This window comes from Actinophytocola sp., assembly GCF_036002505.1.
GTDB lineage: Bacteria > Actinomycetota > Actinomycetes > Mycobacteriales > Pseudonocardiaceae > DASYTH01.
Window position 1 is genome coordinate 1 of record NZ_DASYTH010000134.1, and the last position, 25,796, is coordinate 25,796.

Annotated in this window: 26 protein-coding genes and 2 tRNA genes; 20 read left to right on the forward strand and 8 right to left on the reverse strand. The window is 70.4% G+C overall.

The window, feature by feature from the left end:
- Positions 1-326: 326 nt before the first annotated feature.
- On the forward strand, positions 327-590 hold the full coding sequence (locus VGR06_RS11305) for a hypothetical protein (protein WP_327558968.1): 264 nt from the start codon (positions 327-329) through the stop codon (positions 588-590).
- On the opposite strand, the gene VGR06_RS11310 is transcribed toward VGR06_RS11305, so the two are convergent.
- Both VGR06_RS11310 and VGR06_RS11315 read right to left on the reverse strand, forming a co-directional pair.
- Complete coding sequence (locus tag VGR06_RS11310) at positions 581-1,051, reverse strand: NUDIX domain-containing protein (protein WP_327558969.1); 471 nt, start codon at positions 1,049-1,051, stop codon at positions 581-583. The genes VGR06_RS11305 and VGR06_RS11310 overlap by 10 nt on opposite strands.
- A gap of 10 nt (positions 1,052-1,061) precedes the next feature.
- Entirely contained in the window at positions 1,062-1,805 is a 744-nt protein-coding gene (locus VGR06_RS11315; protein ID WP_327558970.1) for a DUF5919 domain-containing protein, read from the reverse strand.
- Between the two features lie 288 nt (positions 1,806-2,093).
- On the opposite strand from VGR06_RS11315, the gene VGR06_RS11320 reads away from it, so the two are divergent.
- Positions 2,094-2,636: an AMED_5909 family protein gene (locus VGR06_RS11320; protein WP_327558971.1), complete on the forward strand. Its 543-nt coding sequence runs from the start codon at positions 2,094-2,096 to the stop codon at positions 2,634-2,636.
- Positions 2,637-2,929: 293 nt separating this feature from the next.
- Here the strand turns inward: VGR06_RS11320 and VGR06_RS11325 are convergent.
- A tRNA-Gly gene (locus VGR06_RS11325) sits at positions 2,930-3,003 on the reverse strand.
- 79 nt (positions 3,004-3,082) lie between these two features.
- A tRNA-Pro gene (locus VGR06_RS11330) sits at positions 3,083-3,156 on the reverse strand.
- A gap of 149 nt (positions 3,157-3,305) precedes the next feature.
- Here VGR06_RS11330 and VGR06_RS11335 point away from each other — a divergent pair.
- Positions 3,306-6,317 (forward strand): AfsR/SARP family transcriptional regulator, encoded by a 3,012-nt coding sequence (locus VGR06_RS11335; protein ID WP_327558972.1) that lies wholly within the window; start codon positions 3,306-3,308, stop codon positions 6,315-6,317.
- Here VGR06_RS11335 and VGR06_RS11340 read toward each other — a convergent pair.
- Positions 6,298-6,750, reverse strand: a complete 453-nt coding sequence (locus VGR06_RS11340; RefSeq protein ID WP_327558973.1) for a hypothetical protein — start codon at positions 6,748-6,750, stop codon at positions 6,298-6,300. The two genes, VGR06_RS11335 and VGR06_RS11340, sit on opposite strands and share 20 nt — an antisense overlap.
- A 225-nt stretch (positions 6,751-6,975) precedes the next feature.
- Here VGR06_RS11340 and tig point away from each other — a divergent pair, with 225 nt between their 5' ends.
- The 6 genes from tig (at position 6,976) to VGR06_RS11370 (ending at position 12,121) form a co-directional block, all read left to right on the forward strand.
- The gene (gene tig, locus VGR06_RS11345; RefSeq protein WP_327558974.1) at positions 6,976-8,361 is read left to right on the forward strand and encodes a trigger factor; all 1,386 of its coding nucleotides are present in this window, start codon (positions 6,976-6,978) and stop codon (positions 8,359-8,361) included.
- A gap of 131 nt (positions 8,362-8,492) precedes the next feature.
- On the forward strand, positions 8,493-9,074 hold the full coding sequence (locus tag VGR06_RS11350; protein WP_327558975.1) for an ATP-dependent Clp protease proteolytic subunit: 582 nt from the start codon (positions 8,493-8,495) through the stop codon (positions 9,072-9,074).
- 26 nt (positions 9,075-9,100) lie between these two features.
- Entirely contained in the window at positions 9,101-9,733 is a 633-nt protein-coding gene (locus tag VGR06_RS11355) for an ATP-dependent Clp protease proteolytic subunit (protein WP_327558976.1), read from the forward strand.
- Positions 9,734-10,084: 351 nt separating this feature from the next.
- Positions 10,085-11,374 carry an ATP-dependent Clp protease ATP-binding subunit ClpX gene (gene clpX / locus VGR06_RS11360; protein WP_327558977.1) on the forward strand — a complete coding sequence of 430 codons (1,290 nt, stop codon included), beginning with the start codon at positions 10,085-10,087 and terminating at the stop codon, positions 11,372-11,374.
- A 139-nt stretch (positions 11,375-11,513) separates the two neighbouring features.
- Positions 11,514-12,002 (forward strand): RBBP9/YdeN family alpha/beta hydrolase, encoded by a 489-nt coding sequence (locus VGR06_RS11365; protein ID WP_327558978.1) that lies wholly within the window; start codon positions 11,514-11,516, stop codon positions 12,000-12,002.
- Positions 11,969-12,121 (forward strand): alpha/beta hydrolase, encoded by a 153-nt coding sequence (locus VGR06_RS11370; RefSeq protein ID WP_327558979.1) that lies wholly within the window; start codon positions 11,969-11,971, stop codon positions 12,119-12,121. The genes VGR06_RS11365 and VGR06_RS11370 overlap by 34 nt, the downstream gene beginning before the upstream one ends.
- Here the strand turns inward: VGR06_RS11370 and fdhD are convergent.
- Positions 12,055-12,918, reverse strand: coding sequence for a formate dehydrogenase accessory sulfurtransferase FdhD (gene fdhD, locus VGR06_RS11375; protein WP_327558980.1), 864 nt, complete (start codon positions 12,916-12,918; stop codon positions 12,055-12,057). The two genes, VGR06_RS11370 and fdhD, sit on opposite strands and share 67 nt — an antisense overlap.
- 146 nt (positions 12,919-13,064) lie before the next feature.
- Here fdhD and VGR06_RS11380 point away from each other — a divergent pair, with 146 nt between their 5' ends.
- The 9 genes from VGR06_RS11380 to VGR06_RS11420 all read left to right on the forward strand — a co-directional run bounded on the left by VGR06_RS11380 (position 13,065) and on the right by VGR06_RS11420 (position 22,478).
- Positions 13,065-13,547, forward strand: a complete 483-nt coding sequence (locus VGR06_RS11380; protein ID WP_327558981.1) for a formate dehydrogenase subunit gamma — start codon at positions 13,065-13,067, stop codon at positions 13,545-13,547.
- 157 nt (positions 13,548-13,704) lie between these two features.
- On the forward strand, positions 13,705-15,219 hold the full coding sequence (locus VGR06_RS11385) for an NADH-quinone oxidoreductase subunit NuoF (RefSeq protein WP_327558982.1): 1,515 nt from the start codon (positions 13,705-13,707) through the stop codon (positions 15,217-15,219).
- Between the two features lie 24 nt (positions 15,220-15,243).
- Entirely contained in the window at positions 15,244-18,057 is a 2,814-nt protein-coding gene (gene fdhF / locus VGR06_RS11390) for a formate dehydrogenase subunit alpha (RefSeq protein ID WP_327558983.1), read from the forward strand.
- Between the two features lies 1 nt (position 18,058).
- A complete protein-coding gene (locus VGR06_RS11395; protein WP_327558984.1) occupies positions 18,059-18,274 on the forward strand; it encodes a formate dehydrogenase subunit delta in 216 nt (71 codons plus the stop codon).
- A gap of 113 nt (positions 18,275-18,387) precedes the next feature.
- Positions 18,388-18,969 (forward strand): helix-turn-helix domain-containing protein, encoded by a 582-nt coding sequence (locus VGR06_RS11400; RefSeq protein ID WP_327558985.1) that lies wholly within the window; start codon positions 18,388-18,390, stop codon positions 18,967-18,969.
- Between the two features lie 77 nt (positions 18,970-19,046).
- On the forward strand, positions 19,047-19,211 hold the full coding sequence (locus VGR06_RS11405) for a hypothetical protein (RefSeq protein WP_327558986.1): 165 nt from the start codon (positions 19,047-19,049) through the stop codon (positions 19,209-19,211).
- Positions 19,212-19,235: 24 nt separating this feature from the next.
- On the forward strand, positions 19,236-20,789 hold the full coding sequence (locus tag VGR06_RS11410) for an NAD(P)/FAD-dependent oxidoreductase (protein ID WP_327558987.1): 1,554 nt from the start codon (positions 19,236-19,238) through the stop codon (positions 20,787-20,789).
- Positions 20,790-21,256: 467 nt separating this feature from the next.
- On the forward strand, positions 21,257-21,685 hold the full coding sequence (locus VGR06_RS11415) for a VOC family protein (protein WP_327558988.1): 429 nt from the start codon (positions 21,257-21,259) through the stop codon (positions 21,683-21,685).
- 31 nt (positions 21,686-21,716) lie between these two features.
- A complete protein-coding gene (locus VGR06_RS11420) occupies positions 21,717-22,478 on the forward strand; it encodes an SDR family oxidoreductase (protein ID WP_327558989.1) in 762 nt (253 codons plus the stop codon).
- On the opposite strand, the gene VGR06_RS11425 is transcribed toward VGR06_RS11420, so the two are convergent.
- Positions 22,475-22,738 (reverse strand): mycoredoxin, encoded by a 264-nt coding sequence (locus tag VGR06_RS11425; RefSeq protein WP_327558990.1) that lies wholly within the window; start codon positions 22,736-22,738, stop codon positions 22,475-22,477. The genes VGR06_RS11420 and VGR06_RS11425 overlap by 4 nt on opposite strands.
- A gap of 122 nt (positions 22,739-22,860) precedes the next feature.
- Between VGR06_RS11425 and VGR06_RS11430 the strand changes: the two genes are divergently transcribed.
- Entirely contained in the window at positions 22,861-23,040 is a 180-nt protein-coding gene (locus VGR06_RS11430; protein ID WP_327558991.1) for a hypothetical protein, read from the forward strand.
- Positions 23,030-24,433: a hypothetical protein gene (locus VGR06_RS11435; protein WP_327558992.1), complete on the forward strand. Its 1,404-nt coding sequence runs from the start codon at positions 23,030-23,032 to the stop codon at positions 24,431-24,433. Before VGR06_RS11430 ends, VGR06_RS11435 begins: the two co-directional genes overlap by 11 nt.
- Positions 24,434-24,662: 229 nt before the next feature.
- On the opposite strand, the gene VGR06_RS11440 is transcribed toward VGR06_RS11435, so the two are convergent.
- Positions 24,663-25,649: a hypothetical protein gene (locus VGR06_RS11440; protein WP_327558993.1), complete on the reverse strand. Its 987-nt coding sequence runs from the start codon at positions 25,647-25,649 to the stop codon at positions 24,663-24,665.
- Positions 25,650-25,796 lie beyond the last annotated feature (147 nt).

The following is a 25,796-nucleotide window of genomic DNA, read 5'->3' on the forward strand; positions in this document are numbered from 1 at the left end:
CGACGCGACGAAGGAGTGCCCTTGAGGCCAGCGGCACGGTGTTAAACGATCTCGGGCTACGAGGAGACGGTCCCGTTGATGGATGGCTGCCGCGCTATGCCAAGGCCAAGGTCGTCGTGCAAGTCAACGTGTGGCCGGCCGGCCGCCGTGAGCGGAGTGGCAGGCGGGCCGGCCTGCGGCGGCACGCTTGCGCGCCGCCTTGATCACATAGAGCCGAATTCGGCAGAGATTGCCCCAGCACGAAGCAACGACACATACCGCGGAGCCGGAGAGACCGGCTGGAGTGTCAGCCACGAGTCGAAGGTGTGTTCGGTTAGGATTGGTTTATGCAAGAAACGCCGGTGACGACCAACGATCCCTCCACGGAGGGTCTGGACCGGATGGTCGCCCAGCTGGACACCGCCGGCGACATGACAACGAATCCGGACGAAAATCTGACTGATGTCGACCGGCGAATAGCTGAGATTCAGGAGCGGTATGGGCCGGAGGACATCGTGACGTTCTTCATTCGCCAGGCGCAACCTGAACTGGTTGCAGCTGTGCAGCGGACTGAGGAGCGGCTTCGGGCGGCTGGCATCGGTCAGGCATAGTATGGCTCTGCGCGGTCCTCGAGGCCGTGGCTGATGCGCAGCCTGATCGAGGGGTGGACATTCAGCTCGTCGAGTCGTGCTGGTTCAACCCAGAGGACTTCCTTGGACTCGCCGCTGACGCGAAGCTGGCCGCCGATGGAATGGGCTCGGAAGCAGATGGAGAATTCCTGGCGGACCTCGCCGTCGATGAAGGCAATGACGTGGTTGGGGTCGCTGTAGATGCCGATCAGGCCGGCGACCTCGACGTTGATGCCGGTTTCTTCTTTGACTTCGCGTGTGACGGTTTGGGAGATGGTCTCGCCGATCTCTTGGGCTCCGCCGGGGATGGCGTAGAGGTCGTTGTCGGTGCGGCGGATCATGAGGAGGCGGCCGGTGTCGTCCTGGATGACTGCGGTCACGGCGACCACGATGCTGTTGGCTGGTGGGGCGTCGGGGTCTTGGTAGTAGTCGATACGGGTCATGGGGTCCTGCCTACCACTTGGGTGGCTTGGCTGCGCTCCACACGCTGTCGAAACTCTCGGAGTAGGTTTCGAACAGGTCGCCGCCGGTGAGTCGGCGGAGGTGGAGTAGGGGTGCGTGGCCGGCGGCGAAGCCGTAGACGTGGGTGTTGACGAGCATGTCGTCGTCGAATCGGTAGATGGAGTTGTACAGGGTCGTTGCGTGGCAACGGATCTCGATACCGTCGACACCGGATAGCGGTTGGAAGAACGCCAGGGCGTTTCGGACCTTGGCTGGGATCGTGGTCTTGCCGATGTTTTCTTCGATGCTGCGACGGGCGACCGCCTGGCTTGCCGGGTCGCCGAGGAGGAGCCGGATCTTGGCGCCTTCGTCGGCTTGGTGGCGTAGGCGTTTGAGCAGCGTCGGGTCGTCGGTGAGGAACATGCCGGCATAGATGAGCACCTCGATGTGCTCGGCGGCCTGGCCGCATAGCCGGGTCCAGAGGTCGGCCGGTACCAGGTGGCGGTGCGGGTAGACCTTGACGATCTCCGATCCGCCGATCTCGGCCTTGCGTTCTGGCTCGACGGCGGCGGGCCAGAGGTAGCTCTCGGTCTCGCGGACCATGGCGGCGATGGCGTGGCGGTGGCGGGGGTAGGGGATGCGGCCCTTCGCGATCCAGCGTTCGACGGTCTTCGGGTCGACCCCGGTCGCCTTGGCGACGTGATGGACGTCGAGGCCGTTGCGCAATAGGGCGTCGCGTAGGCGCTCGTTCCGCACGGCGGGCTCCAGTCGAGACGAGTTGGGACGTCTTGACGGTACCAAGACGTCCGTAGGTGTCCTGCAATGCGGTGCTTGCGTCCTCCTGAACAGCCGAAAGTAGCGATTGTCCGGAACACCCCGGACGTGACGGCAAGAGGACAAGATGCCAGTTATCCCGACGCGGTTCGCGGTGGAATTTCGGCGAGGTGTTCCCGTGCGGCGCATTCGTTCTGGGTGTGGAGGGCCGCAACGGCATTTGCCGGCTCGGCCTCACCTCCCGCCAGGTGGAGACGGGGGTGAGCGGCTGTGAGCGAGCGGCCGTGGTTGGAGGCGCGGGCGACGCGCACGTTGTGGGCCGCGCATGAGGCGCTGGTCGCGCTACGGCCGGGAGCAGACGCGGGGACTTCGACGTGGCTGAACTTCCACCTGCGGAGTTCAGCGGTGTACCGGCAGGTGGCCGAGGTTGACGACGGCCATCACGGTGAGGCGCTGTACTGGGCCCAGCGGGAGAAGGCGAAAGCGGACGAGTTGGCAGTGAGGCCGGCTGGGGCGCGGACACGTGGACGGCGTGGAAAAGGCGAGCTGGCCAGCATGCCGACCAGCTTGGCGCAGGCACACGAGGCGGTGTCCACGGTTCAGCCCAGCGGGAACGCGCCGTTGTCGGTGTGGCTGGCGTACCACCGCCACGCGGCCGAGGTCTACGCCGAGACGGCCGAAGTCGACTGGGCACACCATCATGAGGCGCGGCACTGGATGAGTCTGGAACGCGCCATGGTTTCCGAATTGGAACGGCAGATCGCGAACAACGGCGACAAACAGAATCCTGAGTTCAGAACCTCGGCGAATTGATGAGGAAGGATCGCGCACCAACACCGGAAAGTCTCGCGCTCGGCAGTACCTGAGTGTCTACTGTGGAGTGCGTGCGATGAAGGCGTCCTTCGTCACACTCAGCGTGACAAAGGCCCCCTTCGTCGCACGACGGCGGAGCTCCTGGAGTTCCTGGCGTCACCACAGTCCCATCAGCAACAAAACCCACTCAGGTGATCTTGAAACAGCCGTGCACGCGAGGGCGCCCGGCGGAATGGAGTGCAGAGGTGACGTCCACTTGGGACCATCGACGGACCGGTGAGCTGCGGTGGGAGTGGAGCGGGTGACGGGAATCGAACCCGCATGGCCAGCTTGGAAGGCTGGGGCTCTGCCATTGAGCTACACCCGCGTGCGCCGGCTGGGTGAGCCGGTGCGGGAACAGGGTAGCGCGTCACCCCGGGACGACGGGGTGTACCCGCGGATGTGGGTCGGGCTGACAGGATTTGAACCTGCGACCCTCCGCTCCCAAAGCGGATGCGCTACCAAGCTGCGCCACAGCCCGTGACCACCGAGGTGGCCTGGCACAGCGTAGCGCGGCGGCCGACGTGGACCACACCGCGTTGTGTGATCAACAGTGGGTGAGCGGATGGTCGCGGTGTGCTGTGGGGCGGGCTAGGCTTTCTCCGGAGGGTGGTGGGGAAGGAGCTGGGGGTGGTGGCGGAGCCCGGCGAGTTGCGGGTGCTGGGTCCGGTGGAGGCGCTCGGACCGGCGGGGCCGGCGGTGTTGCACGGGGCGCGGCAGCGGGCGGTGCTGGGGGTGCTGGCACTCAACGCCGGCACCACGCTGCCGATTCCGCGGCTGGTGGACGTGCTGTGGGGGGAGGAGCCGCCGCGGACGGCGGTGCGGACGCTGCACAGCCATGTGGCGCGGATCCGGCAGGCGCTGACGGCGTGCGGGTTCACGCCGGTGCTGGTGACCCGGGGGCCCGGGTACGTCATGGACGCCCCGCCGGAGTCGGTGGACGCGCTCCGGTTCGAGCGGGCGGTGCGGGCGGGCCGCGGGTACCTGGCGGCGGGTGCGGCGGACCGGGCGGCGGCGGAGCTACGGCAGGCGGCCGCGCTGTGGCGTGGCGAGCCGTTCGCCGACGCGGAGCTGGCCGGGTGGGGGCAGCGGGAGGTCGACCGATTACAGGAGATGCGGCTGTCGGCGACCGAGGACCTCTGGGACGCCGAACTGCGGCTGGGTAACCACGAGGAGGCGGCCCGCCGGCTGCCGCGGCTGCTGGGCCTGCATCCCGCGCGGGAGCGGCTGACCGCGCTGTACATGACCGCGCTGTACCGGTGCGGGCGGCAGACCGACGCGCTGGAGGCGTTCCAGGACCTGCGCCACCGGCTGGCCGACGAGTTGGGCGTGGACCCCGGGCCGGAGCTGCTCACCCTGCACGCCTCGATACTGCGCCGGGATCCCGCGCTGGACCTGACCCCACAGCAGCCGGCGCCGGCGCAGATTCCGGCGCGGGTGGGGCATTTCACCGGGCGCGACGGCGAGCTGGCCGAGCTGGACCGGATGCTGGACGAGCCGGGCGACGAGCAGCCGGTCGTGGTGATCTCCGGGGCCGCCGGCATGGGCAAGACCGCGCTCGCCGTGCAGTGGGCGCACCGCCGTGCCGACCGGTTCCCGGACGGCCAGCTGTTCCTCGACCTGCGCGGGCACGAGCGGCGCGGGGCGGTGTCCGCGGCCGACGCGCTCGCGCACCTGCTGCGCGCCCTGGACGTGCCGGACGAGCGGATTCCGGGCGAGCTGGCCGAACGCGCCGCGCTGTACCGCTCGCTGCTGCGCGGCCGGCGCTGCCTCATCATGATCGACAACGCCGGGCGGGTGCCGGACGTCCTGCCCCTCGTGCCCGGCACCGGCCCGGCGCTGCTGATGATCACCAGCCGGCACGCCATGGCCGCGCTGGGCACCCGGCACGCGGTGCACCCGGTCGCCCTCGACGCGTTCCCGCACGCGGCCTCGATGGACCTGCTGACGCGGGTGCTCGGGCCGGGCCGGGTCCGGCATGAGCCCGGCCCCGCCGCCCGGCTCGCCCGGCTCTGCGGCGGCATGCCGCTGGCGCTGCGCATCGCGGCCGCCCGGCTGGCCGGGGACCCCCGCCGGCCGATCGCGGAGCTCGCCGCGGAGCTGGCCGGCGCCGGCCGGTTGGACACCCTGGCCGTCGAGGGCGACTCCCGCACCGTGCGTGCCGTGCTGGCCAGCGCCTACCTGCCGCTGCCGGCGGCGCAGGCCCGGATGTTCCGCCGGATCGGGCTCAGCCCGGGCACGACGGTCAGCACGGCGCTCGCGTCGGCCATGTGCGACCTCACGGAGCACGAGGGCGCGGCCGCCGTGCACGAGCTCGCCGCGCACCACCTGGTGACCGACGCCGGGCCGGACCGGTTCCGGTTCCACGACCTGATCCGCGAGTTCGCCCGGCGGTGCGCGCACACCGAGGAGCCCGAAGCCGGCCGGGTCGAGGCCACCGAGCGGCTGCTCGACTGGTACCTGCTGATCGCCGCGGAGGCCAACGCGGTCATCGAGCCGAACCGCGACCTGGTGCGGCCGGCGTACCGGCACCGAAGACCCGAGGCGCCGTTCGCCGCCGACCCGCACGCGGCGCAGGCCTTTCTCGGCGCCGAGCGGGACAACCTGCTGCCGGTGGTGCGCTTCGCCCGGGAGAACGGACTGCTCACCGAGGCCTGGCAGCTCACCTACCTGCTGACCAGCTTCTACGACGCCACCGGTCACTGGCACGAGCGGGTGGAGCTGTGCCGGATCGGTGCCGCGGCCGCGGCCGAGCTCGGCGAGCGGCTGGCGGAGGCGGAGATGCTGCGGGCGCTGGGGGTCGCGTACTTCATGGTGCGCCGCCTGCCCGACGCGCTGGCCACGAACACGCTGGCGCTGCGGGCCGCGCAGGCTGCCGGCGATCTCACCGGTGAGGGTCACGTCTACAACAACATCGGCAACACCTACATCGAGTTGCGGCGCTTCGACGAGGCGATCGCGGCCCACCGGCTGGCCGTCGAGCGCAGCGCCGCGTCCGGCAACCGGCTCGGGCACGCGCTGTCCCAACGCAATCTGGGCTTCACCTACGTCCGGATGGGCCGGCCGGCGGACAGCCTGGAGCCGCTGGGCAACGCGCTGGCGATCTTCCGCGAGCTGGGCAACGGCCGGCTGGAGGCGGCCACCCTGGACACGCTGGGCGAGGCCTACCTCGGCCGCGGCGACCACGACACGGCGCTGCACCATCTGGGTGAGGCGGTCGCGGTGAGCCGGTCCATCGGTGACCGGTGGGCCGAGTGGGAATGCCTGCTCGACACCGGCAAGGTGTACCTCGACCGGGCGGATTTCGTTGCCGCGCTCGACCATTTCACGAGGGCGCTGGAGATCACCCGGGACGTCGGCGACCGGCACGGCGAGGCGGCCGCGCTCGAGCACGTCGGCCGCGCGCAACTCGGGGCGGGCGACCTGGCCGCCGCCCGGGAGAGCCTCGAGTTGGGCCTGGCGCTGCGGACCCGGGTGCCGGACGCCTACGAGCAGGCCCACCTGCTCCGCGATCTCGGTGACCTGGAGGCGCGGTGTGGCCGGCCGCAGGCCGCGGCCGGCCACTGGAAGCAGGCGGTCGAACTCTACCGCCAGGCGAACGCGACGGCCGAGGCCGACGGCATCACCGTGCGCTCGTCATGATCGTCACCTCGGCCCGGGCCCGGCCCAGCGCGGCGCCGGCCGGCGCGTACAGCTCCAGAATGAACCGCTCCTGGGGCAGCGGCGGCTTCGGCACCAGCGGGATCAGCGCGGTGGCCCGCGTCGCGCCCGGCTGGAAGACCAGCTGCGCCTCCTGCACGGGGACGTAGTCCGCCGGCGGGTGGTCGAGCGGCACCGTCCGGTACTTCACCCCGACCGGCGCCGGCGACAGGGTGGACAGACCGACCGGAACCGAGCAGCTGCTGCCCGCCTGAACCTCCGCCAGCGGCGGTGCCAGTTGCGGAGCCCAGCACTTCGGGTTGCCGTCGACGATCGACACGACCGGAAACGCGGAGTCCGCGCCCGCCGACACCGGCGCCAGGCCGGCCACGCACGCGGCGACCACCGCCAACGCTTTCGCTGATCTTGCTCGCATCGCAGTCCCCACTGTCCTGCTTGAGCGGGGCGCCCTCGCCGGCCCCGCGGTGCACAGTGCTTATCGCTCCCCGCTTGTGATTTGGTTGTGGGCGCCCGCGCAACCGGGCGGACCAGGTCACCCGGCGCGCGGCGGGTCGGGCAAGCTCGCATAGACTGGGCCACCGTCCCGATGTGAGCTGCCGTCGGGCGCTCATCCATGCACTTGCCGCCCGAGGAGACCACGTTGAAGAGCACCGTCGAGCACCTGAGCCCGACGCGGGTCCGGATCAACGTCGAGGTGCCGTTCGACGAGCTCAAGCCGAACTTCGACCGCGCCTACCGCAAGTTGGCCCAGCAGATCCGCATTCCCGGCTTCCGCCCGGGCAAGGCGCCGGCCAGGGTGATCGAGTCGCGCATCGGCCGGGCGCCGATCCTGGACGAGGTGGTCAAGGAGGCCATCCCGACCAAGTACATGGAGGCCGTCACCGCGGGCGAGGTGCGGGCCATCGGAAGCCCGGAGATCGAGGTGACCAAGATCGAGGACGGCGACCTGGTGGCGTTCACCGCCGAGGTCGACATCCGGCCCGACATCACGGTCCCGGCGTTCGGCGAGCTGTCCGTGACGGTCGACGACGTGGAGCTGACCGACGCCGAGGTGGACGAGCAACTCGACGACCTCCGGGTCCGGTTCGGCACGCTGACCGGTGCCGACCGCCCGGCCGAGCAGGGCGACTTCGTCTCCCTCGACCTGTCCGCCACGGTGGACGGCGAGGCGGTCACCGAGGCCACCACCACCGGCCTGTCCTACGAGGTGGGCTCCGGCGGGCTGGTCGACGGCATCGACGAGGCGATCATCGGGCTGAACGCGGAGGAGAGCCGGACGTTCACCACGAGCCTGGTGGCCGGTGCGTACGCCGGGCGCGACGCCGACGTCACCGTCACCGTGCAGTCGGTCAAGGTCCGCGAGCTGCCCGAGCCCGACGACGAGTTCGCCGCCATGGCCAGCCAGTTCGACACGATCGGCGACCTGATGGCCGACCTGCGCGAGCGGCTCACCCGGATCAAGAGGATGCAGCAGGGTGTGCAGGCGCGGGACAAGGTGCTGGACGCGCTGCTGGAGGTCACCGAGGTGCCGCTGCCGGAGGCGGTGGTCACGGCCGAGGTGGACTCGCGCAAGCACGACGCCGTGCACGCGTTCGACCACGACGACGCGCGGTTCGCCGAGTTCCTCGAGTCCGAGGGCAAGACGATGGAGGAGTTCGACGCCGATGTCCGGGCCGACGCCGAGAAGTCGGTGAAGACCCAGCTCATCCTGGACTCGATCGCCGAGGCGGAGAATCTGAACGTCACCGACGCGGAGCTGACCGAGCGGATCATCTACCAGGCCCAGCGGTTCGGCATCAGCCCGGACGAGTACATCAAGCGGGCCCAGGAGTCCGGCCAACTCGGCGCGATCTTCGCCGACGTCCGGCGGGGCAAGGCGCTGGCCTCGGTGGTGCGCCTGGCCACGGTGACCGACGCCTCCGGAAACGCCGTCGACCTCGACGAGCTGTTCGGCCGCCCCGACGAGAACACGGCCGAGGCGGCGGCGGAGGACACGGCTCCCGCTGAAGACGCGGTCAACAAGTAGTGACGCTGTGAGCGAACGCGGGTCGTGTCGGGCCATTCCGGCCACTCGCCTTGGTTAATGTCGATTGCGTGAGATCAGCTCAGGATCCTGGGAGAAGGCAGGCAGACGTGGTTGTTCACCCCACCCCCTTCATGCGGACGGCGACCGCGGGGCTCACCCTGAACGACTCGGTGTACGAGCGGCTGCTCCGGGAGCGCATCGTCTTCCTCGGCTCCGAGGTCGACGACGAGATCGCCAACCGGATCACCGCTCAGCTGTTGCTGCTGGCCGCCGAGGATCCCGAGAAGGACATCACGTTCTACATCAACTCGCCGGGCGGCTCGGTGACCGCGGGCATGGCCGTCTACGACACCATGCAGCTGGTCGAGCCCGACGTGCAGACCTGGGCGATGGGCCTGGCCGCGTCGATGGGCCAGTTCCTGCTCTCCTCCGGCACCCCGGGCAAGCGCTACGCCCTGCCGCACGCGCGGATCATGATGCACCAGCCCTCCGCGGGCATCGGCGGCACCGCGTCGGACATCGCCATCCGGGCCGAGGTCTACGCCAAGTGGAAGCTCGAGATGGCTCAGATCACCGCAGAGCAGACCGGACAGCCGCTGGACAAGGTCACCGCGGACGGCGACCGGGACGCGTGGTTCACGGCCGAGGAGGCCCGCGTGTACGGCTTCATCGACCACGTGGTCACCCGCGCGAACCAGAACCCCAACGCCTGACGGCGCACGAAACTTAGGAGCCCGCAGTGAGCGACCTTCACCTCCCGCAGTCCCGGTACGTGTTGCCGTCCTTCGTGGAGCGGACCAGCTACGGGGTCAAGGAGTCCAACCCGTACAACAAGCTGTTCGAGGAGCGGATCATCTTCGTCGGCGTGCAGATCGACGACGCCTCCGCCAACGACGTGATGGCCCAGCTGCTCTACCTCGAGTCCGTCGACCCGGACCGGGACATCATCATGTACATCAACTCGCCGGGCGGCTCGTTCACCTCGCTCATGGCGATCTACGACACGATGCAGTTCGCCCGGCCGGACGTGCAGACCTACTGCCTCGGCCAGGCCGCCTCGGCCGCCGCGGTGCTGCTCTCCGCCGGCACCCCGGGCAAGCGGTTCGCGCTGCCCAACTCGCGGATCCTGATCCACCAGCCGTCCATGGAGGGCGCCTACGGGCAGGTCTCCGACCTGGAGATCCAGGCCAACGAGATCCAGCGGGTCCGCCGGCTGATGGAGTCCACGCTGGCCCGGCACACCAACAAGTCGCCGGAGGAGGTCCGCGCCGACATCGAGCGGGACAAGATCCTCACCGCGGACGAGGCCAAGGACTACGGCATCGTCGACGAGGTGCTGGCCTACCGGAAGTTGTCGGCCGTGAAGTCGTGACGGCCGCGTTCGATGGGGAGAAGTGTGCTCGCGGAGAGCGCGAGCGTGATCGAACGCCGGTGTCCTCTGGGGGCCAAGCCCCCAGACCCCCGGCCGGCGGGGCTTCGCCCCCGGACCCCCGGTGCGGGTTGGGAACCTGGCATGGTTCTCGGGCTGACTACCTGATCGGCCTAATCCGGCCAGTCGCAGTCCAGGTTCTCCCGCTGAGTGGGGTTTGGCAGGTACCGTCAAGGGCAAACGGGTGCGACCGGGCCTGGAGTGTCGTGCGGGATACTTCCAGGCGGGCCCCACACCCGCCCATACAGCCAGGCGTATCCCCAAGTACGCCGGAGGGGACAGAGGTCAGCGGTCATGGCACGTATCGGTGACGGCGGCGACCTGCTGAAGTGCTCTTTCTGCGGAAAGAGCCAGAAGCAGGTGAAAAAACTCATCGCCGGCCCCGGCGTATACATCTGCGACGAGTGCATCGACCTCTGCAACGAGATCATCGAGGAGGAGCTGGCCGAGGCCGGCGACGTCAAGCTCGACGAGCTGCCCAAGCCGCTGGAGATCCACGATTTCCTCAACCAGTACGTGATCGGCCAGGACGACGCCAAACGCACGCTCGCGGTCGCGGTGTACAACCACTACAAGCGCATTCAGGCCGGTGACCGCACCCGCCCGGAGGGCCGCGAGTCGCATGAGACGGTGGAGCTGTCCAAGTCCAACATCCTCATGCTCGGACCCACCGGCTGCGGCAAGACCTACCTCGCCCAGACCCTGGCCAAGCTGCTCAACGTGCCGTTCGCCATCGCCGACGCCACCGCGCTGACCGAGGCCGGCTACGTCGGCGAGGACGTCGAGAACATCCTGCTCAAGCTCATCCAGGCGGCGGACTACGACGTCAAGCGCGCCGAGACCGGCATCATCTACATCGACGAGGTCGACAAGATCGCGCGCAAGAGCGAGAACCCGTCGATCACCCGGGACGTCTCCGGCGAGGGCGTGCAGCAGGCGCTGCTGAAGATCCTCGAGGGCACCACGGCCAGCGTGCCGCCGCAAGGTGGCCGCAAGCACCCGCACCAGGAGTTCATCCAGATCGACACGACGAACGTGCTGTTCATCGTGGCCGGCGCGTTCGCCGGGCTGGAGAAGATCATCCAGGACCGGATCGGCAAGCGCGGCCTCGGGTTCGGCGCGGAGATCCGGTCCAAGGCCGAGATCGACACCCAGGACTTCTTCGCCGACACCATGCCCGAGGATCTGATCAAGTTCGGGCTGATCCCGGAGTTCATCGGCCGCCTGCCGGTGGTCGCCAGCGTCACCAACCTGGACAAGGACTCGCTGGTCCGCATCCTCACCGATCCGCGCAACGCCCTGGTCAAGCAGTACCAGAAACTCTTTGAGATGGACGGCGTCGAGCTCGAGTTCACCGCCACCGCGCTGGAGGCCGTCGCCGACCAGGCCATCCTCCGCGGCACCGGGGCCCGCGGCCTGCGCGCCATCATGGAGGAGGTCCTCCAGTCGGTGATGTACGACATCCCCAGCCGCTCCGACGTGGCCAAGGTCGTCATCACCGAGCAGACCGTGCGCGAGAACGTGAACCCGACGATCGTCGCCCGCCAGGCCTCCCGCCGCGAGCGCCGCGAGAAGTCCGCGTAGGGGCTCGCGGCTGGGTGAGGTGTGCTCGCGGAGAACGCTCGCCATGGCCACTCGCCGTGCCCTCTGGGGGCCAAGCCCCCAGACCCCCGGCCGGCGGGGCTCCGCCCCCCGGACCCCCCGAGCGTGGTAGGTACTTCGTATGAGCTCGGAGTCTGCCGATTTCTTTTCTCGTGCGGAGTTTCCGTATGTGCTGCTTGTGCACGGACACACGGGGTCGGGGCCTGGTCACTGGCAGTCATGGTTGGCCGGTGAGGTTGCCCGGATCGGTGGAGTGGTGGACGTTCCGCAGTTCACCGAGCCGGACCGGCCGGACCTCGGGGTGTGGCTGGGGGAGCTGCGGCACCACCTGGAGGCCGCTCCGGACGGCGGCGAGCGGGTGGTGCTGGCGCATTCGTGCGGGGCGTTGCTGTGGCTGCACCACGCGGCGCGGCTGGCGGACGCGGCGCTGCGGTTCGACCGGGTGCTGCTGGTGGCGCCGCCCGGGCCGCGGTGGCACGAGCCGGACGTGCACGGGTTCAACCCGGTGCCGCGGGGGTCCGGCGGGCGGCGGCCCGGACCCAGCTCGTGGTCGGCGACAACGACGAGGCCTGCTCGGTGGACGAGGCGGTGGACATGGCCGCCCGGTTGAAGATCGACCTCGACGTCATCCCGGGCGGCGCGCACCTGAACACCGCCGCCGGCTACGGCCCCTGGCCGGCGGTGCTGGACTGGATCGGCGACCGGACCACCCGGCTGGTTCCGGTGTAGACGTTCATGCTGTCCCCGCGCAGGAAGCCGACCAGCGTGACGCCCTGCTCCTCGGCGAGGTCGACGGCCAGTGAGGACGGTGCGGAAACCGCCGCCAGCAACGGGATCCCGGCCATCGCGGCCTTCTGCACCAGCTCGAACGAGGCCCGCCCGGAGACCATCAGCACGGTGCCGGCCAGCGGGACCAGCCCGGCCAGCAGCGCCCACCCGACCGCCTTGTCCACCGCGTTGTGCCGGCCCACGTCCTCCCGCACCACCAGCGCCGAACCGTCCGAGGTGAACAGTCCGGCCGCGTGCAGGCCGCCGGTGGACGAGAACACCCGCTGCCGGTCCCGCAGCGTGTCCGGGAACGTGGCCAGCAGCTCCGGCGCGACCTCCATCGGGTCGTCGGCGGGGGAGAAGCGGGTGCGCAGCCGCACCGCGTCCAGCGCCGCCTTGCCGCACACCCCGCACGAGGACGTGGTGTAGAAGTTCCGCTCCACCCCGGTCTCGGGCGCCGGAACACCCTCCGCCAGCTCGAGGTCGAGCACGTTGTAGGTGTTGCGGCCGTCCCCGTCCACGCTGTCGCAGTACCGGGCGGTGCGCACGTCGTCCGGCTTGCCGATGACGCCCTCGGTGAGCAGGAACCCGTGCGCCAGCTCGACGTCGTGGCCGGGCGTGCGCATGGTGACCGCGAGCGCGCGCCCACCCACGCGGATCTCCAGCGGCTCCTCGGCGGCCAGAGTGTCCGGCCGCTGATGCCGTGTGCCGTCCGTGGACACCCGCAGCACCGGCCGCCGGACCGTCACCCGTCCCATGACCCCAGCCTACGGTGCGGCGGCGGCCCGACGTTGATCGGCGTTCTGTGTGGGGCCAACATGAACGTGTACACCGGAGCACGGCAGGCAGGCCTGTTCGGCGGGTTGTGTATACCGTATGCGCAGGTAGGGTGGGGTGAGTGAGCATGACTCCCGATGAGCCGTCGGTGGCCGAACGGGTGCGGGCCGTGGTCGATGTGCACCGCGGTGACCGGGGCGCGCTGCTGCCGATTCTGCACGGCGTGCAGGCCGAGTTCGGCTACATCGCGCCGGGCATGGTGCCGGTGATCGCCGAGGAGCTGAACCTGTCCAAGGCCGAGGTGCACGGGGTGATCAGCTTCTACGCCGACTTCCGGTCCGCGCCGGCCGGGCGGACCGTGGTAAGGCTGTGCCGGGCCGAGGCGTGCCAGTCGGTCGGCGCGGAGCGGCTGGTCGCGCACGCCAAGCAGGTGTTCGGGGTGAAACTCGGGCAGACCACGCCGGACGGCTCGGTGACCCTGGAGCAGGTGTTCTGCCTGGGCAACTGCGCGCTGGGGCCGGCAGCGCAGATCAACGGGAAGCTGCACGGCAGGCTGGACGAAACCCGGCTGGACGCGCTTGTCGTGGACGCGGAGACTGGACGCGCATGACACCCCTTGTGTCAACATCAAGGCCAGATCAGGCCGCGGGCCCGCCAACCGCACCTCAGGGGAACGTGACGCAAGCCAGCCACAAGCACGTGGCCAACCAGCACCTTTCCGCTCCCACCGTGACCACAGCAGTGAATTCCGGGGAGGCGGACCAGTCATGACCACCACGATCTATGTGCCGCAGGATTCGGCCGCCCGCAGCGTCGGCGCCGACGAGGTGGCCGCCGCGATCAGCGCAATGGGATCCGACATTCGCTTGGTGCGCAACGGTTCCCGCGGCATGCTCTGGCTGGAGCCGCTGGTCGAGGTGGACACGCCAGGCGGCCGCATCGGTTACGGCCCGCTCACGCCCGCCGACGTGCCGAGCCTGCTGGCCGACCTCGGCGGCGAGCACGACAAGTGCCTCGGTCCGGTGGAGGAACTGCCGTGGATGGCCGCGCAGCGGCGGCTGTGCTTCGCCCGCGTCGGGGTCACCGACCCGCTCTCCGCCGACGACTACCTGGCCCACGGCGGGCTCGCCGGCCTGCGCAAGGCCATCGAGCTCGGCCGGGAGGCGACCGTCGCGCAGATCGCCGAGTCCGGGCTGCGCGGCCGCGGCGGGGCCGGATTCCCGGCCGGCATCAAGTGGAAGACCGTGCTGGACACCCCGGGCGAGCTGAAGTTCGTGTGCTGCAACGCCGACGAGGGCGACAGCGGCACGTTCGCCGACCGGATGCTGCTGGAGGGCGACCCCTTCTGCCTGATCGAGGGCATGACGATCGCGGCGTATGCGACCGGCGCCACCGAGGGCTACGCCTACCTGCGCTCGGAGTACCCGGACGCGGCCCGCACGCTGCGCCAGGCCATCGAGATCGGCTACGCGCGCGGCTGGCTCGGCCATCAGATACTGGGCTCAGGGTTCGCCTTCGACCTGTTCCTGCGGATCGGCGCCGGCGCGTACATCTGCGGTGAGGAGACCTCCATGCTCGACAGCCTGGAGGGCAAGCGCGGCATGGTCCGCGCCAAGCCGCCGATCCCCGCGATCACCGGCCTGTTCGGCAAGCCGACCCTGGTGCACAACGTGCTCACGCTGGCCTCGGTGCCGGCGATCCTGGCCGACGGCGCCGACACCTACGCCGCGCTGGGCACCGGAAAGTCCCGCGGCACCCAGGTTTTCCAGCTCGCCGGCAACATCGCGCGCGGCGGGGTGTTCGAGACCGCGTTCGGCCTGACGCTGGCCGAGCTGATCAACGACTACGGTGGCGGCACGCGGTCGGGCCGGCCGATTCGGGCGGTGCAGGTCGGCGGGCCGCTCGGCGCCTACCTGCCGGCGTCCGGTTTGGACATTCCGCTGGGCTACGAGGCGTTCACCGAGGCCAAGGCCATGCTGGGGCACGGCGGGATCGTGGTCTTCGACGACACCGTGGACATGGCCGCGATGGCCCGCTTCGCGATGGAGTTCTGCGCCGAGGAGTCCTGCGGCAAGTGCACCCCGTGCCGGGTCGGTTCGGTGCGCGGGGTGGAGACCATCGACAAGATCGTCGCCGGGCAGGACCCGGACGCGAACCTGGCTCTGCTGAGCGATCTCTGTGAACTGATGACCGACGGATCGCTGTGCGCCATGGGTGGTCTGACCCCCAACCCGGTGCTGAGCGCGCTGCGGCACTTCCCGGACGACTTCACCCGGAGCTGAAAGGCACGCCAGGGAGCAACTGCCATGACATTGTTGAAAGAACCCGACTTCGGCACCCCCGCCGTCGCCAGCGAGGCGACCGTGCCGATCGAGGTTGACGGGCATCCGGTGACCGTCCCGGCGGGCACGTCGGTCATGCGCGCCTCGGCACTGGCCGGCATCGACATTCCCAAGCTGTGCGCCACCGACAGCCTGGAGGCGTTCGGCTCCTGCCGGCTCTGCCTGGTGGAGATCGACGGCAAGCCGGGCACCCCGGCCTCGTGCACCACGCCGGTGACCGACGGGATGCGCGTGCGTACCCAGACCCCGAGGCTGGAGAAGCTGCGCCAGGGGATCATGGAGCTGTACATCTCCGACCACCCGCTGGACTGCCTGACCTGCTCGGCCAACGGAGACTGCGAGCTGCAGGACATGTCCGGCGTGGTCGGGTTGCGCCAGGTGCGGTACGGCTACGAGGGAAGCAACCACCTCGACGCGCCGACCGACAGCAGCAACCCGTACTTCGACTTCGACGCGTCCAAGTGCATCGTGTGCTCGCGGTGCGTGCGGGCGTGCGACGAGATCCAGGGCACGTTCGCGCTGACCATCGACGGCCGGGGCTTCGAGTCCAAGGTGTCTGCCGGCGGAACGTCCTTCATGGACTCCGAGTGTGTCTCCTGTGGAGCGTGCGTGCAGGCCTGCCCGACCGCGACGCTGCAGGAGAAGACCGTTGTGGAGTTGGGCATGCCGACCCGCAGTGTGGTCACCACGTGCGCGTACTGCGGGGTGGGCTGCTCGTTCAAGGCCGAGCTGCGTGGCGCCGAGCTGGTGCGGATGGTGCCGTACAAGGACGGCGGCGCCAACGAGGGCCACTCCTGCGTCAAGGGCCGGTTCGCGTTCGGCTATGCCACCCACCCGGACCGGGTGCTGCGCCCGATGATCCGTGAGTCGATCACCCACGAGTGGCGCGAGGTCGACTGGGATACCGCGATCTCCTACACCGCAAGGAAGCTCCGGGAGATCCAGGCGCGGCACGGGGTCGGCGCGATCGGCGGGATCACCTCCTCGCGCACCACCAACGAAGAGGTGTACGTGGTGCAGAAGATGGTCCGCGCCGCGTTCGGCAACAACAACGTCGACACCTGTGCCCGGGTCTGCCACTCGCCGACCGGCTACGGTCTCAAGCAGACGTTCGGTACCTCGGCCGGCACGCAGGACTTCAAGTCCGTGGCGCAGGCCGACGTGATCGTGGTGATCGGCGCGAACCCGACCGACGGGCATCCGGTGTTCGCCTCGCGGATGAAGCGCCGGCTGCGCGAGGGCGCCAAGCTGATCGTCGTCGACCCGCGCCGCATCGACCTGGTGCGCTCGCCGCACGTCCAGGCCGAGCACCACCTGCAGCTCGCCCCGGGCACGAACGTGGCCGTGGTCAACGCGATGGCACACGTCGCGGTCACCGAGAACCTGGTCGATCAGTCCTTTGTAGACCAACGATGCGAGGGCTTCGGCGAGTGGGCCGAGTTCATCGCGGCGCCGGAGAACAGCCCCGAGGCGATGGAGCCGGTCACCGGCGTGCCCGCGGCGGAGCTGCGTGCCGCGGCGCGGTTGTACGCCACCGCGCGCAACGCCGCGATCTACTACGGGCTCGGGGTCACCGAGCACAGCCAGGGTTCGACGATGGTGATGGGCATGGCCAACCTGGCCATGGCCACCGGCAACATCGGCCGCGACGGGGTGGGCGTGAATCCGTTGCGCGGCCAGAACAACGTGCAGGGCTCGTGCGACATGGGGTCGTTCCCGCACGAGTTGGCCGGGTACCGGCACGTGTCCGACGACGCGGTGCGGTCGGTGTTCGAAAGCGTGTGGGGGCGCTCGATCCTGCCCGAGCCGGGGCTGCGCATTCCCAACATGTTCAACGCGGCCATCGACGGCTCGTTCCGCGCGCTGTTCATCCAGGGCGAGGACTTCGCCCAGTCCGACCCGAACACCCGGCACGTCACCACGGCGCTGACGGCGATGGACCTGGTGGTGCTCCAGGACCTGTTCCTCAACGAGACGGCGAAGTTCGCCCACGTGTTCCTGCCGGGCACGTCGTTTCTGGAGAAGGACGGCACGTTCACCAACGCCGAACGACGGATCAACCGGGTCCGCCCGGTCATGGCGCCGGCGACCGGCAAGCACGAGTGGCAGGTCGCCTGCGAGATAGCCCAGGCCATGGGCTACCCCATGCACTACGACCACCCGCGCGAGATCATGGCCGAGATCGCCGCGGTCACCCCGACGTTCGCCGGCGTCTCGTTCGAGAAGCTGGACCGGCTCGGCAGCGTCCAGTGGCCGTGCAACGACAAGGCCCCCGAGGGCACCCCGGTCATGCACGTGGACGCGTTCGTTCGGGGCAGGGGCAGGTTCGTGCCGACCGCATACGTGCCGACCAGCGAGCGCAGCAACCGGCGCTTCCCGCTGATCCTGACCACCGGGCGGATCCTGACGCAGTACAACGTGGGCGCGCAGACCCGGCGCACGGCCAACGTGGCCTGGCACGCGGAGGACGTGCTGGAGATCCACCCGCACGACGCCGAGGTGCGCGGCATCAACGACGGCGACGAGGTGTCGCTGTCCAGCCGGGTCGGTGAGACCGTGCTGCGTGCCGTGATCTCGGACCGGATGCCCGTCGGCGTCGTCTACACCACGTTCCACCACCCCGTCACCGGCGCCAACGTGGTCACCACCGAGAACTCCGACTGGGCCACCAACTGCCCGGAGTACAAGGTGACCGCGGTGCAGGTCGGCCTGCGCACGCCGGCCAGCCCGGCGTCGGGGCTCAGGCAGGCGGCGATTCCGGTTACCGTGTCAGACTGAGATGACCGTGCCACCGCAGATCCGGCTCGCCAACGAGATCGCGATCCAGTTCCACCACCGCTCGCCCGACGAGGCGGCCGACGCGATCGCCAACCACATCCGCATGTTCTGGGACCCGCGGATGCGCTCCGAACTGATCGCCCGCGCGGAAACAGACACCGCCGGCCTCGATCCGCTCGTCCTGGACGCGGTGCGCCTGCTGAAGAAACTAGCTTGACCTCAACCTGCCGGGGTGGTGCTGCCCACACCGGCAAGCTGGGCCACGACGGCACAAGACTCGTTTCGAAAGAAGTCTTGCTAAAGAAGTGCTTCGCAAGGTATGTTGACAACATGTCGCAGGAGATGCCCGGAGAGATCACCGATCCCAAGGCGCTGCGCGCCCTCGCGCACCCGCTGCGCTGGAAGCTGCTCGACGTGATCAGGCGGGAGGGCTCCGCGACCGCCACTCGGTGCGCCGAGGAGGTCGGTGAGAGCGTGGCGAACTGCTCCTACCATCTGAACACTTTGGCCAAGTACGGCTTCGTCGAGCGGGCCGAGGGTGGTCAGGGTCGCGAGAAGCCGTGGCGGCACCGTCCGCGCCCGATGAGTTGGACCGATGGCCTCCTCGACGAGGACGGCGCCCGGGCCGCGCAGGCGGCGACCACCGCGTTCATGGACTTCCAGTTCGCCGAGATCCGGGCGCGCGCACTGTCCCTGCACCTGGAGCCGCCCGACTGGCGCGACGCCCTCGGCATGAACACCACCAACGAGTACCTCACCGCGGCCGAGGTCGTCGAAATGCACGAGGAGATCAACCGGATCATGGCCCGGTTCCGGGACCGCACAAGCAATCCCGAGACCCGCCCGGAAGGCGCCCGCCTGGTGACCCTGCTCTGGTCCACCTCGGTCGCGCCGCGTATCAAACCCGAGTAGCCCGGCTCTTGTCTTGTAGGGCCACCATGTCCGGCGGTTCGTCACCCGAACAACGAAGTCCCTACTGGGAGGCTGTCATGGATCTGTACGGAAACCTCATCGTGGCAAGCAGTCGCCGCGAGGAGTACGCCCGGGAGGCGGCCGAGGAGCGGTTGGCGCGCTCGGTTCGGCGGCGACATCACCAGGCCGAGCCGCGTCCGGCACCCGCACCGCGCGAGGTCGCTCGACCGGCGATCGCCTGAGTTCCCCCGGGTAGCGTGGGGCGCATGACCCGACGCTACGACGTGGTGGTGGTCGGCGGCGGCCACAACGCGCTGGTCGCCGCCGCCTACCTGGCCCGGGCCGGCCGGTCGGTGCTCATCCTCGAGCGGTCCGACCGGCTGGGCGGCGCGGCCGTCAGCGCGCCGGTGTTTCCCGGCGTCCCGGCCCGGCTGTCCCGGTACTCCTACCTGGTCAGCCTGCTGCCTGACCGGATCATCGCCGACCTCGGCCTGCAGATCCGCCTCGCGTCCCGGGCGGTGTCGTCCTACACGCCGGCGATCCGGTCCGGCCGGTCCGTGGGGCTCCTGGTCGAGCGACAGCCGGGTGCGGCCACCGCGGCGTCGTTTCGCGAGCTCACCGGTTCGGACACCGAGTTCCGGCGCTGGCTGGACTGGTACGGCGGCCTGGCCGCGATGGCCCAGATCGTCGCGCCGACCCTGCTGGAACCGTTGCCAGGTAAGGAAGAGCTGCGCGCCAAGGTGGTCGCGGCCACCGGCGAGCGGCTCTGGGAGCAGGTTTTCGAGCGCCCGATCGGCGAGGCCATCGTGGACATCTTCGCCGACGACCTGGTGCGCGGCGTCGTCGCCACCGACGCCGTGATCGGCACGCATACCTCGCTGCACGCCCCGGACCTGCCGGCCAACCGGTGCTTCCTCTACCACCTGATCGGCAACGGCACGGGGGAGTGGCGGGTGCCGGTGGGCGGTATGGGCGCGGTCACCGCGGAGCTGGAGCGGGTCGCGCGCGAGGCGGGTGCCCAGGTCCTGACCGGCGCCGAGGTGAACCGGGTCGACGTGGACGGGCGGTCCGGCGAGGTCGCCTATGTTTCCCGCGACACCGAGGAAACCGTTGCGGCACACCATGTTCTGGCTGGCATCGCCCCCGCCGTGCTGGACCGGCTGCGCGGCCGGGCCGGCTCCCCGCCGGCCGGCTCCCAACTGAAGATCAACGTGCTGCTCACCCGGCTCCCGCGGCTGCGCACCGGTGTCGACCCGCGGCAGGCCTTCGCCGGCACGTTTCACCTCGACGAGTCCTACACCGAGCTGGAGAACGCCTACCGGTCCAGCCTTTCCGGTACGGTGCCGGCGTTCCCGCCCGGCGAGATGTACTGCCACACATTGACCGATCAGTCCATCGTGGACTCTTCGCTCGTGGCCAAGGGTTGGCACACCTTGACGTTGTTCGGCATCCACCTGCCGGCCGAACTGTTCACTGTGGACAATGCGGCGGTCGCCGAGGATCTGGTGCGGCGCTACCTGGCCGGCCTCGACCGCCACCTGGCCGAGCCCATCGAGGACTGCATCGCCACCGACGCCGAGGGCCGGCCGTGCGTCGAGGCCCGGACACCGCTCGACCTCGAGGCCGAACTCGCCATGCCCGGCGGCCACATCTTCCACGGCGACCTGGCCTGGCCGTTCGCCGAAGACGACCGCGGCGGGTGGGGCGTGGAGACCGATGCGGCCAACCTGCTGGTGTGCGGCGCCGGCGCCCGCCGCGGCGGCGGGGTCAGCGGGATCGGCGGCCACAACGCCGCGATGGCCGTGCTCGCCGGTGGTTAGTACTTCGGTGATGAACCGGCTGGGTATCACCAGCCACGATTGGCGGAGTGCCGGGCTGGTGCCGGGTAGGACGGGATCAGGTCATGGTCGCAGTTGGGTCGGGTTCTTTCGGAGGGGTTGTGGTTTTTGATCGGGTGGTCGGGGTTGGTGTGGCAGGTGGGGCGGTGGTCGGTGTCCTGAAGGACGCCTTCGGGACGTTCCATGACAGGAAGGGTCCCTTCAGGACATCAGGCTCCGAGCCGTGGCCAGCCGGCCAACGACCGGTAACTCCCTCCAGCAGAGCCACACCCATCGCCGTTCGGCAGCCAAACACTGATCACGGACAGCGATCACGCAGGTCACCGCGCCGGTGCACGGCCGGCAACACCAGCCCGCCAGGGCCCGGTGTCGTGCGGACGTGATCAGGCCAGCGGCGCCTCTGCCTAGGCTGGCAGGGCATCAGCACCCCTGGCGACAAGGAGACCGGCATGACCGCCGCCACCACCCGGCCGAGCTTCCACCTGGCGATCCCGGTCGACGACATCGCGCGTGCCCGCGAGTTCTACGGCGGCGTTCTCGCCCTGCCGCAGGGCCGGTCCGCCGACACCTGGGTGGACTGGAACTTCCACGGTCACCAGCTGGTCACCCACCTGGCGCCGGCCCAGGCCGACGCCGCTCGCAACGAGGTCGACGGCCACGACGTCCCCGTCCCACACTTCGGCCTGCTGCTGCCCGCCGAGGATTTCCACGCCCTCGCCGAACGCCTGCGCGCCGCCGGCATCCGCTTCGTGATCGAGCCCTACCTCCGGTTCGCCGGCGAACCCGGCGAGCAGTGGACCATGTTCCTCCGCGACCCGGCCGGCAACGCCCTGGAGTTCAAGAGCTTCCGGGACGAGTCCCAGGTCTTCGCGGCATGAGCGTGCGAACGACTGAACCGGAGATCACCACATGAGCCGGACCGTGCTGGTTACCGGCGCGTCCGGGGGGATCGGGCGCGCCGTGGCGGGTGCGTTCGCCGCGGCCGGGGACCGGGTGGCGGTGCACTACTCGGCGAACCATGCCGGTGCCGAGGCGACCCTGGCCGGTCTCGCCGGCGACGGCCACCTGCTCGTGCAGGGCGATCTTGCCGATCCCGGGCACGCCGAACGCGTTGTCGACATCGTGGTGCGGACCGCCGGCGGGCTGGACGTGCTCGTCAACAACGCGGCGGTGGGCTCATCGGCGGCAGAAGCCCACCCGCTGCCCTCGGTGTCCTATGCGGAGTGGCAGCGGGCCTGGCAGGCGGCGGTGCGGGTGAACCTGCTGGGCGCGGCCAATCTCAGCTACCTCGCGGCCCGGCACATGATCGAGGGCGGCCGCGTCGGGCGGATCGTCAACATCGGCTCCCGCGGCGCCTACCGGGGGGAGCCGGACAACCCCGCGTACGGCGCCACCAAGGCCGCCCTGCACGCCCTTGGCCAGTCGCTGGCGATTTCCCTTGCGCCGCACAACATCGCGGTCAGCTCGGTGGCACCCGGGTTCGTGGCCACGGACCGGCAGGCGCAGACACTGGGCGGCGAGCGCGGCGACGGCATTCGTGGGCAGAGCCCGTTCGGCCGGGTGGCCGAGCCCGCCGAGGTGGCCGCGGCCGTGCTGTACCTGGCCTCGGCGGAGGCCACCTGGGCCTCCGGCGCCGTTCTCGACCTGAACGGCGCGTCCTACCTTCGCTAGACGGCGGCCAGCTCCGCGCGCACCTCGGCCAGCGTCGGGTTGGTCAGCGCCGCGCCGTTCGGGAAGTGCACCGTCGGCACCGTCTGGTTGCCGCCGTTGACGCTCATCACGAACTCGGCGGCGGCCGGCGTCTGCTCGATGTCGACGACCACGAACGTGATTCCGTCCCGCTCGAGCTGTGCCTTCAACCGGGCGCAGTACCCGCACCAGCTGGTCGAGTACATGGTCAGCGTGTCGGGTGCCTTAGACGATGCAGTCACGTCGGCATTCAACACACTCCCCAGGCGATCTATGCCCGGTCCGCCGCGGGCCGGGCAGGTCGCCCGATAGTTCGCCCGCGCGAGCCTTGGCCCGCCGGGCGGATGGCGGCGAGGATCCCGGGGTGGACGAGCCCGCCGAGACGCTGCGCGGCATCCGGGCGCGGTGGGACGAGGCGACCAGGGACGGCGGTCCGGCGTGCGGCTTGGACGTCGTCGAGCGTTCGTATGTCGACATGCAGACAGCGTGGTTCGCCGAGCTGGGCGTGTACCTGCAGATCGCGGGGCGGACCGGTGGCCAGTAGCGACTACCGCCAGGTCACCACCGTCGTCCAGCGGCTCGGCGAGCTGCTCGCCCTGCTCAACCCGATCCGGTTGATCATGGTCGTCGCCGAGGTGGTCAACGAGGTGACCACGCCTCCGCCCGGCGACCCCGACGCGCTGGACAAGCTCGTGACGGCCTATCGCGACGCCGCCGGGGCGGTCCGCGCCACCGGCGTCGACGCCGGCTCCGCCCCGCGGGCGCTGACCGAGGCCGCGGACGCGCTCACCGAGCTGGCCCGGGCCGTCCGGGAGCAGCGCACCCGGCACGCCGAGCTGCACCGGCGGCTCACCGAAGCGTTGCACGACGCCACCCACATCGGGGCCGTGCCGATGCCCGACCCGACCGCGCTGGACGACCTCGCCGCCGCGGTGGCCGGGATGATCACCGGCTGCCTCGCGGTGTACACCGCCACCCTCGCCGCCGCCGACCGCGCCGCCAGCCGGTTCGCCGACGTGGCCGGCCGGGCCCGGGCCTCGGCCGCGGTGGCCGGCGGCCTGACCCCGCGGGCGGCGGTCGCCCTCGCCGGGCAGACGGTCACCGTCCCCGGCATCGGCGACGACTACGACGACGGCATCCTCAGCCTCGCTCAGCTCCGCCGCGCCGGCCGGTGGACCGGGCTCCCGGAGGCGGACCGGAGGACCGTCGCCGGCCTGCTGGACCGGGCCGGGTCCGAGCCCGAGCGGGCCTGGCTGCACAAGGCCGTGGCCGCCGGTCACGGCCCGGCGGAGCTGTCCGGCTTCGCCGACCGGATCCGCGGCCGGGACGCCACCTGGCTGGACGCCCACCTGTCGCTGATCGACCGGGGCGGCACCGGTGAGCAGGACCGGCTCGGCTTCGACGTCCGGCAGTACGAGGACACCACCTGCGGCACCACCTCGCTGATCGTCACCCGGGCCGAGGCCGACCCGCTCTACGCGCTGTCCCTGACCGACGGCGACTTCCTGATCAACTTCGCCGCCGAGCGGGCCCGCGTGCACGACCGCACCAACGTGATCTGGCCCGAGGCGTTCGGCACCTCGCCCGCGGGCATGGCCGGCTACCTCAACGAGCACGCCGCCACCACGGGCACCCGCTACCACTGGCGCCTGGCCGACGACACCGACCCGCGCACCATCTCCGCGACCCTGCGCGAGGTCCTGACCGCCGCCGACCGCGGCCACCCGGTGCCGATCATGGTCGGCGGCCCGGTGCCCCGCCACTACGTGCTCGTCGTCGGCCACTCCGCCGGTGACGTGCTGCTCTACGAGCCGACCGGCGGCCGCACCGTGCGGGTGTCCGAACGGGACTTCCTGGACGGCAACCTCCGGCACACCGCCGGGTTCGACCATGTGCAGGCGGTGGTGCTCCCGGAGCCGCCCGCCGGCGGGGGCTGAGGAGCCAGCGTGTTTGCGAAAGTGCGCTGAGGTCGGCAAATCTTTGGCGAGGGCGGCCGCCTCACGGCGACCAGGGCAGGGCGAGGAACGAGCCCCTGCCCGCAGGCGTCGTCAGCCAACCCACCTACGACACCTGACCACCCACACCGGCCCGCAACCACCCCGCCAACCCGACCCGAGGCCGGCGCCGAAGGCGCTCGGCGGCCTTGCCCGAGCTAGAAAACACAGGCTACTGGCGCGGGCAGCCGCTGGCGGTCGGGAGCGGGCTGCCGGGGTCGAAGTACCGGGCCCGGTCCTGGGCGGCCGGTTCGGTCACGGCGTGCTCGGTGAACGCGGGCGCCAGGTAGCCGCGGCGGTAGGCGTCGCAGGAGATCGAGTAGGCGTAGCCGCCGGCCTTGTCGTACCACCAGCCCTGGCTCGTCCGCGTCCACCGGTTTCCGGTGCGCAGCACGTAGTCGACCTCGGCCCGGACCACGACCAGGATGTCCATCAGGTCGTCGACCTTCTCCGGGGTGTCGGTGCTGAACGCGTAGACGAACACGTAGTTCGTGTGTACCACCAGCTCGCCGGCTCCGCCGGCACGCACCGACATCCCCCCGTTGACCTTGGGCTCGGCGGGGAACAGGCGGGTGCCGGGCGCCACCATGCTCACCAGTGACTGGGCCTCGGCCTCCCGGCCGGTGCCGAACAGCGGCAGGAGCCGCTGCCGGGCGTCCGGGGCCAGCGCGCCCAGGAAGGCGGCCGGGTCGTGGTCCACCACCATCCGCCGGTCCAGGCGGCTGGCCACCAGGAGGTCGCGGACCTGCCGGGCGGCGGCGGCCACCTGCTCGGCGTTGTACGGGCCTACCTCCTGGGCCGGCGGCGGTTCGATTCCGGCGGCGCCGTCCGCCCACCCGGCGGCCGGGCTGTTCGCGAACGGGTGGCTCAGGTCGAGCGCGAGCGCGGCCGGCGGGGCCGGCTCCCGCGTGCCGGACGCCGTCGCACCGGGGGAGCCGGCGCCGGGCAGCAGGCCGTCGAACACCCCGATCCGGGCCAGCAGCACCAGCACCAGGGCGACCGCGACCGCCACGATGCCGCCGATCAGCCACCGCCCATGCCGGTGCCGCCGCGCGCGGCGCAGCAGTTGTCGGACGTCGGCGCTCGCGGCGCGTTCGACGCGGTTGTCCCACTCGGCGTCGGGTAACTCCGAGTGGGAGCCGGACTGACTGTGGTCCACCGGTTCCCGGTCTCCTAGTGCGGCCCCAGCCCCACCTGTCGAGGTGCGTTTCTGGCCTGGTGTCCAGCACATCGACGGAGCAATCCGCGGTGTTAACAAGGGGTGGTCCGGCCGGCCCAGACGGCTACGTCAGCTGCTCCCGGGTAT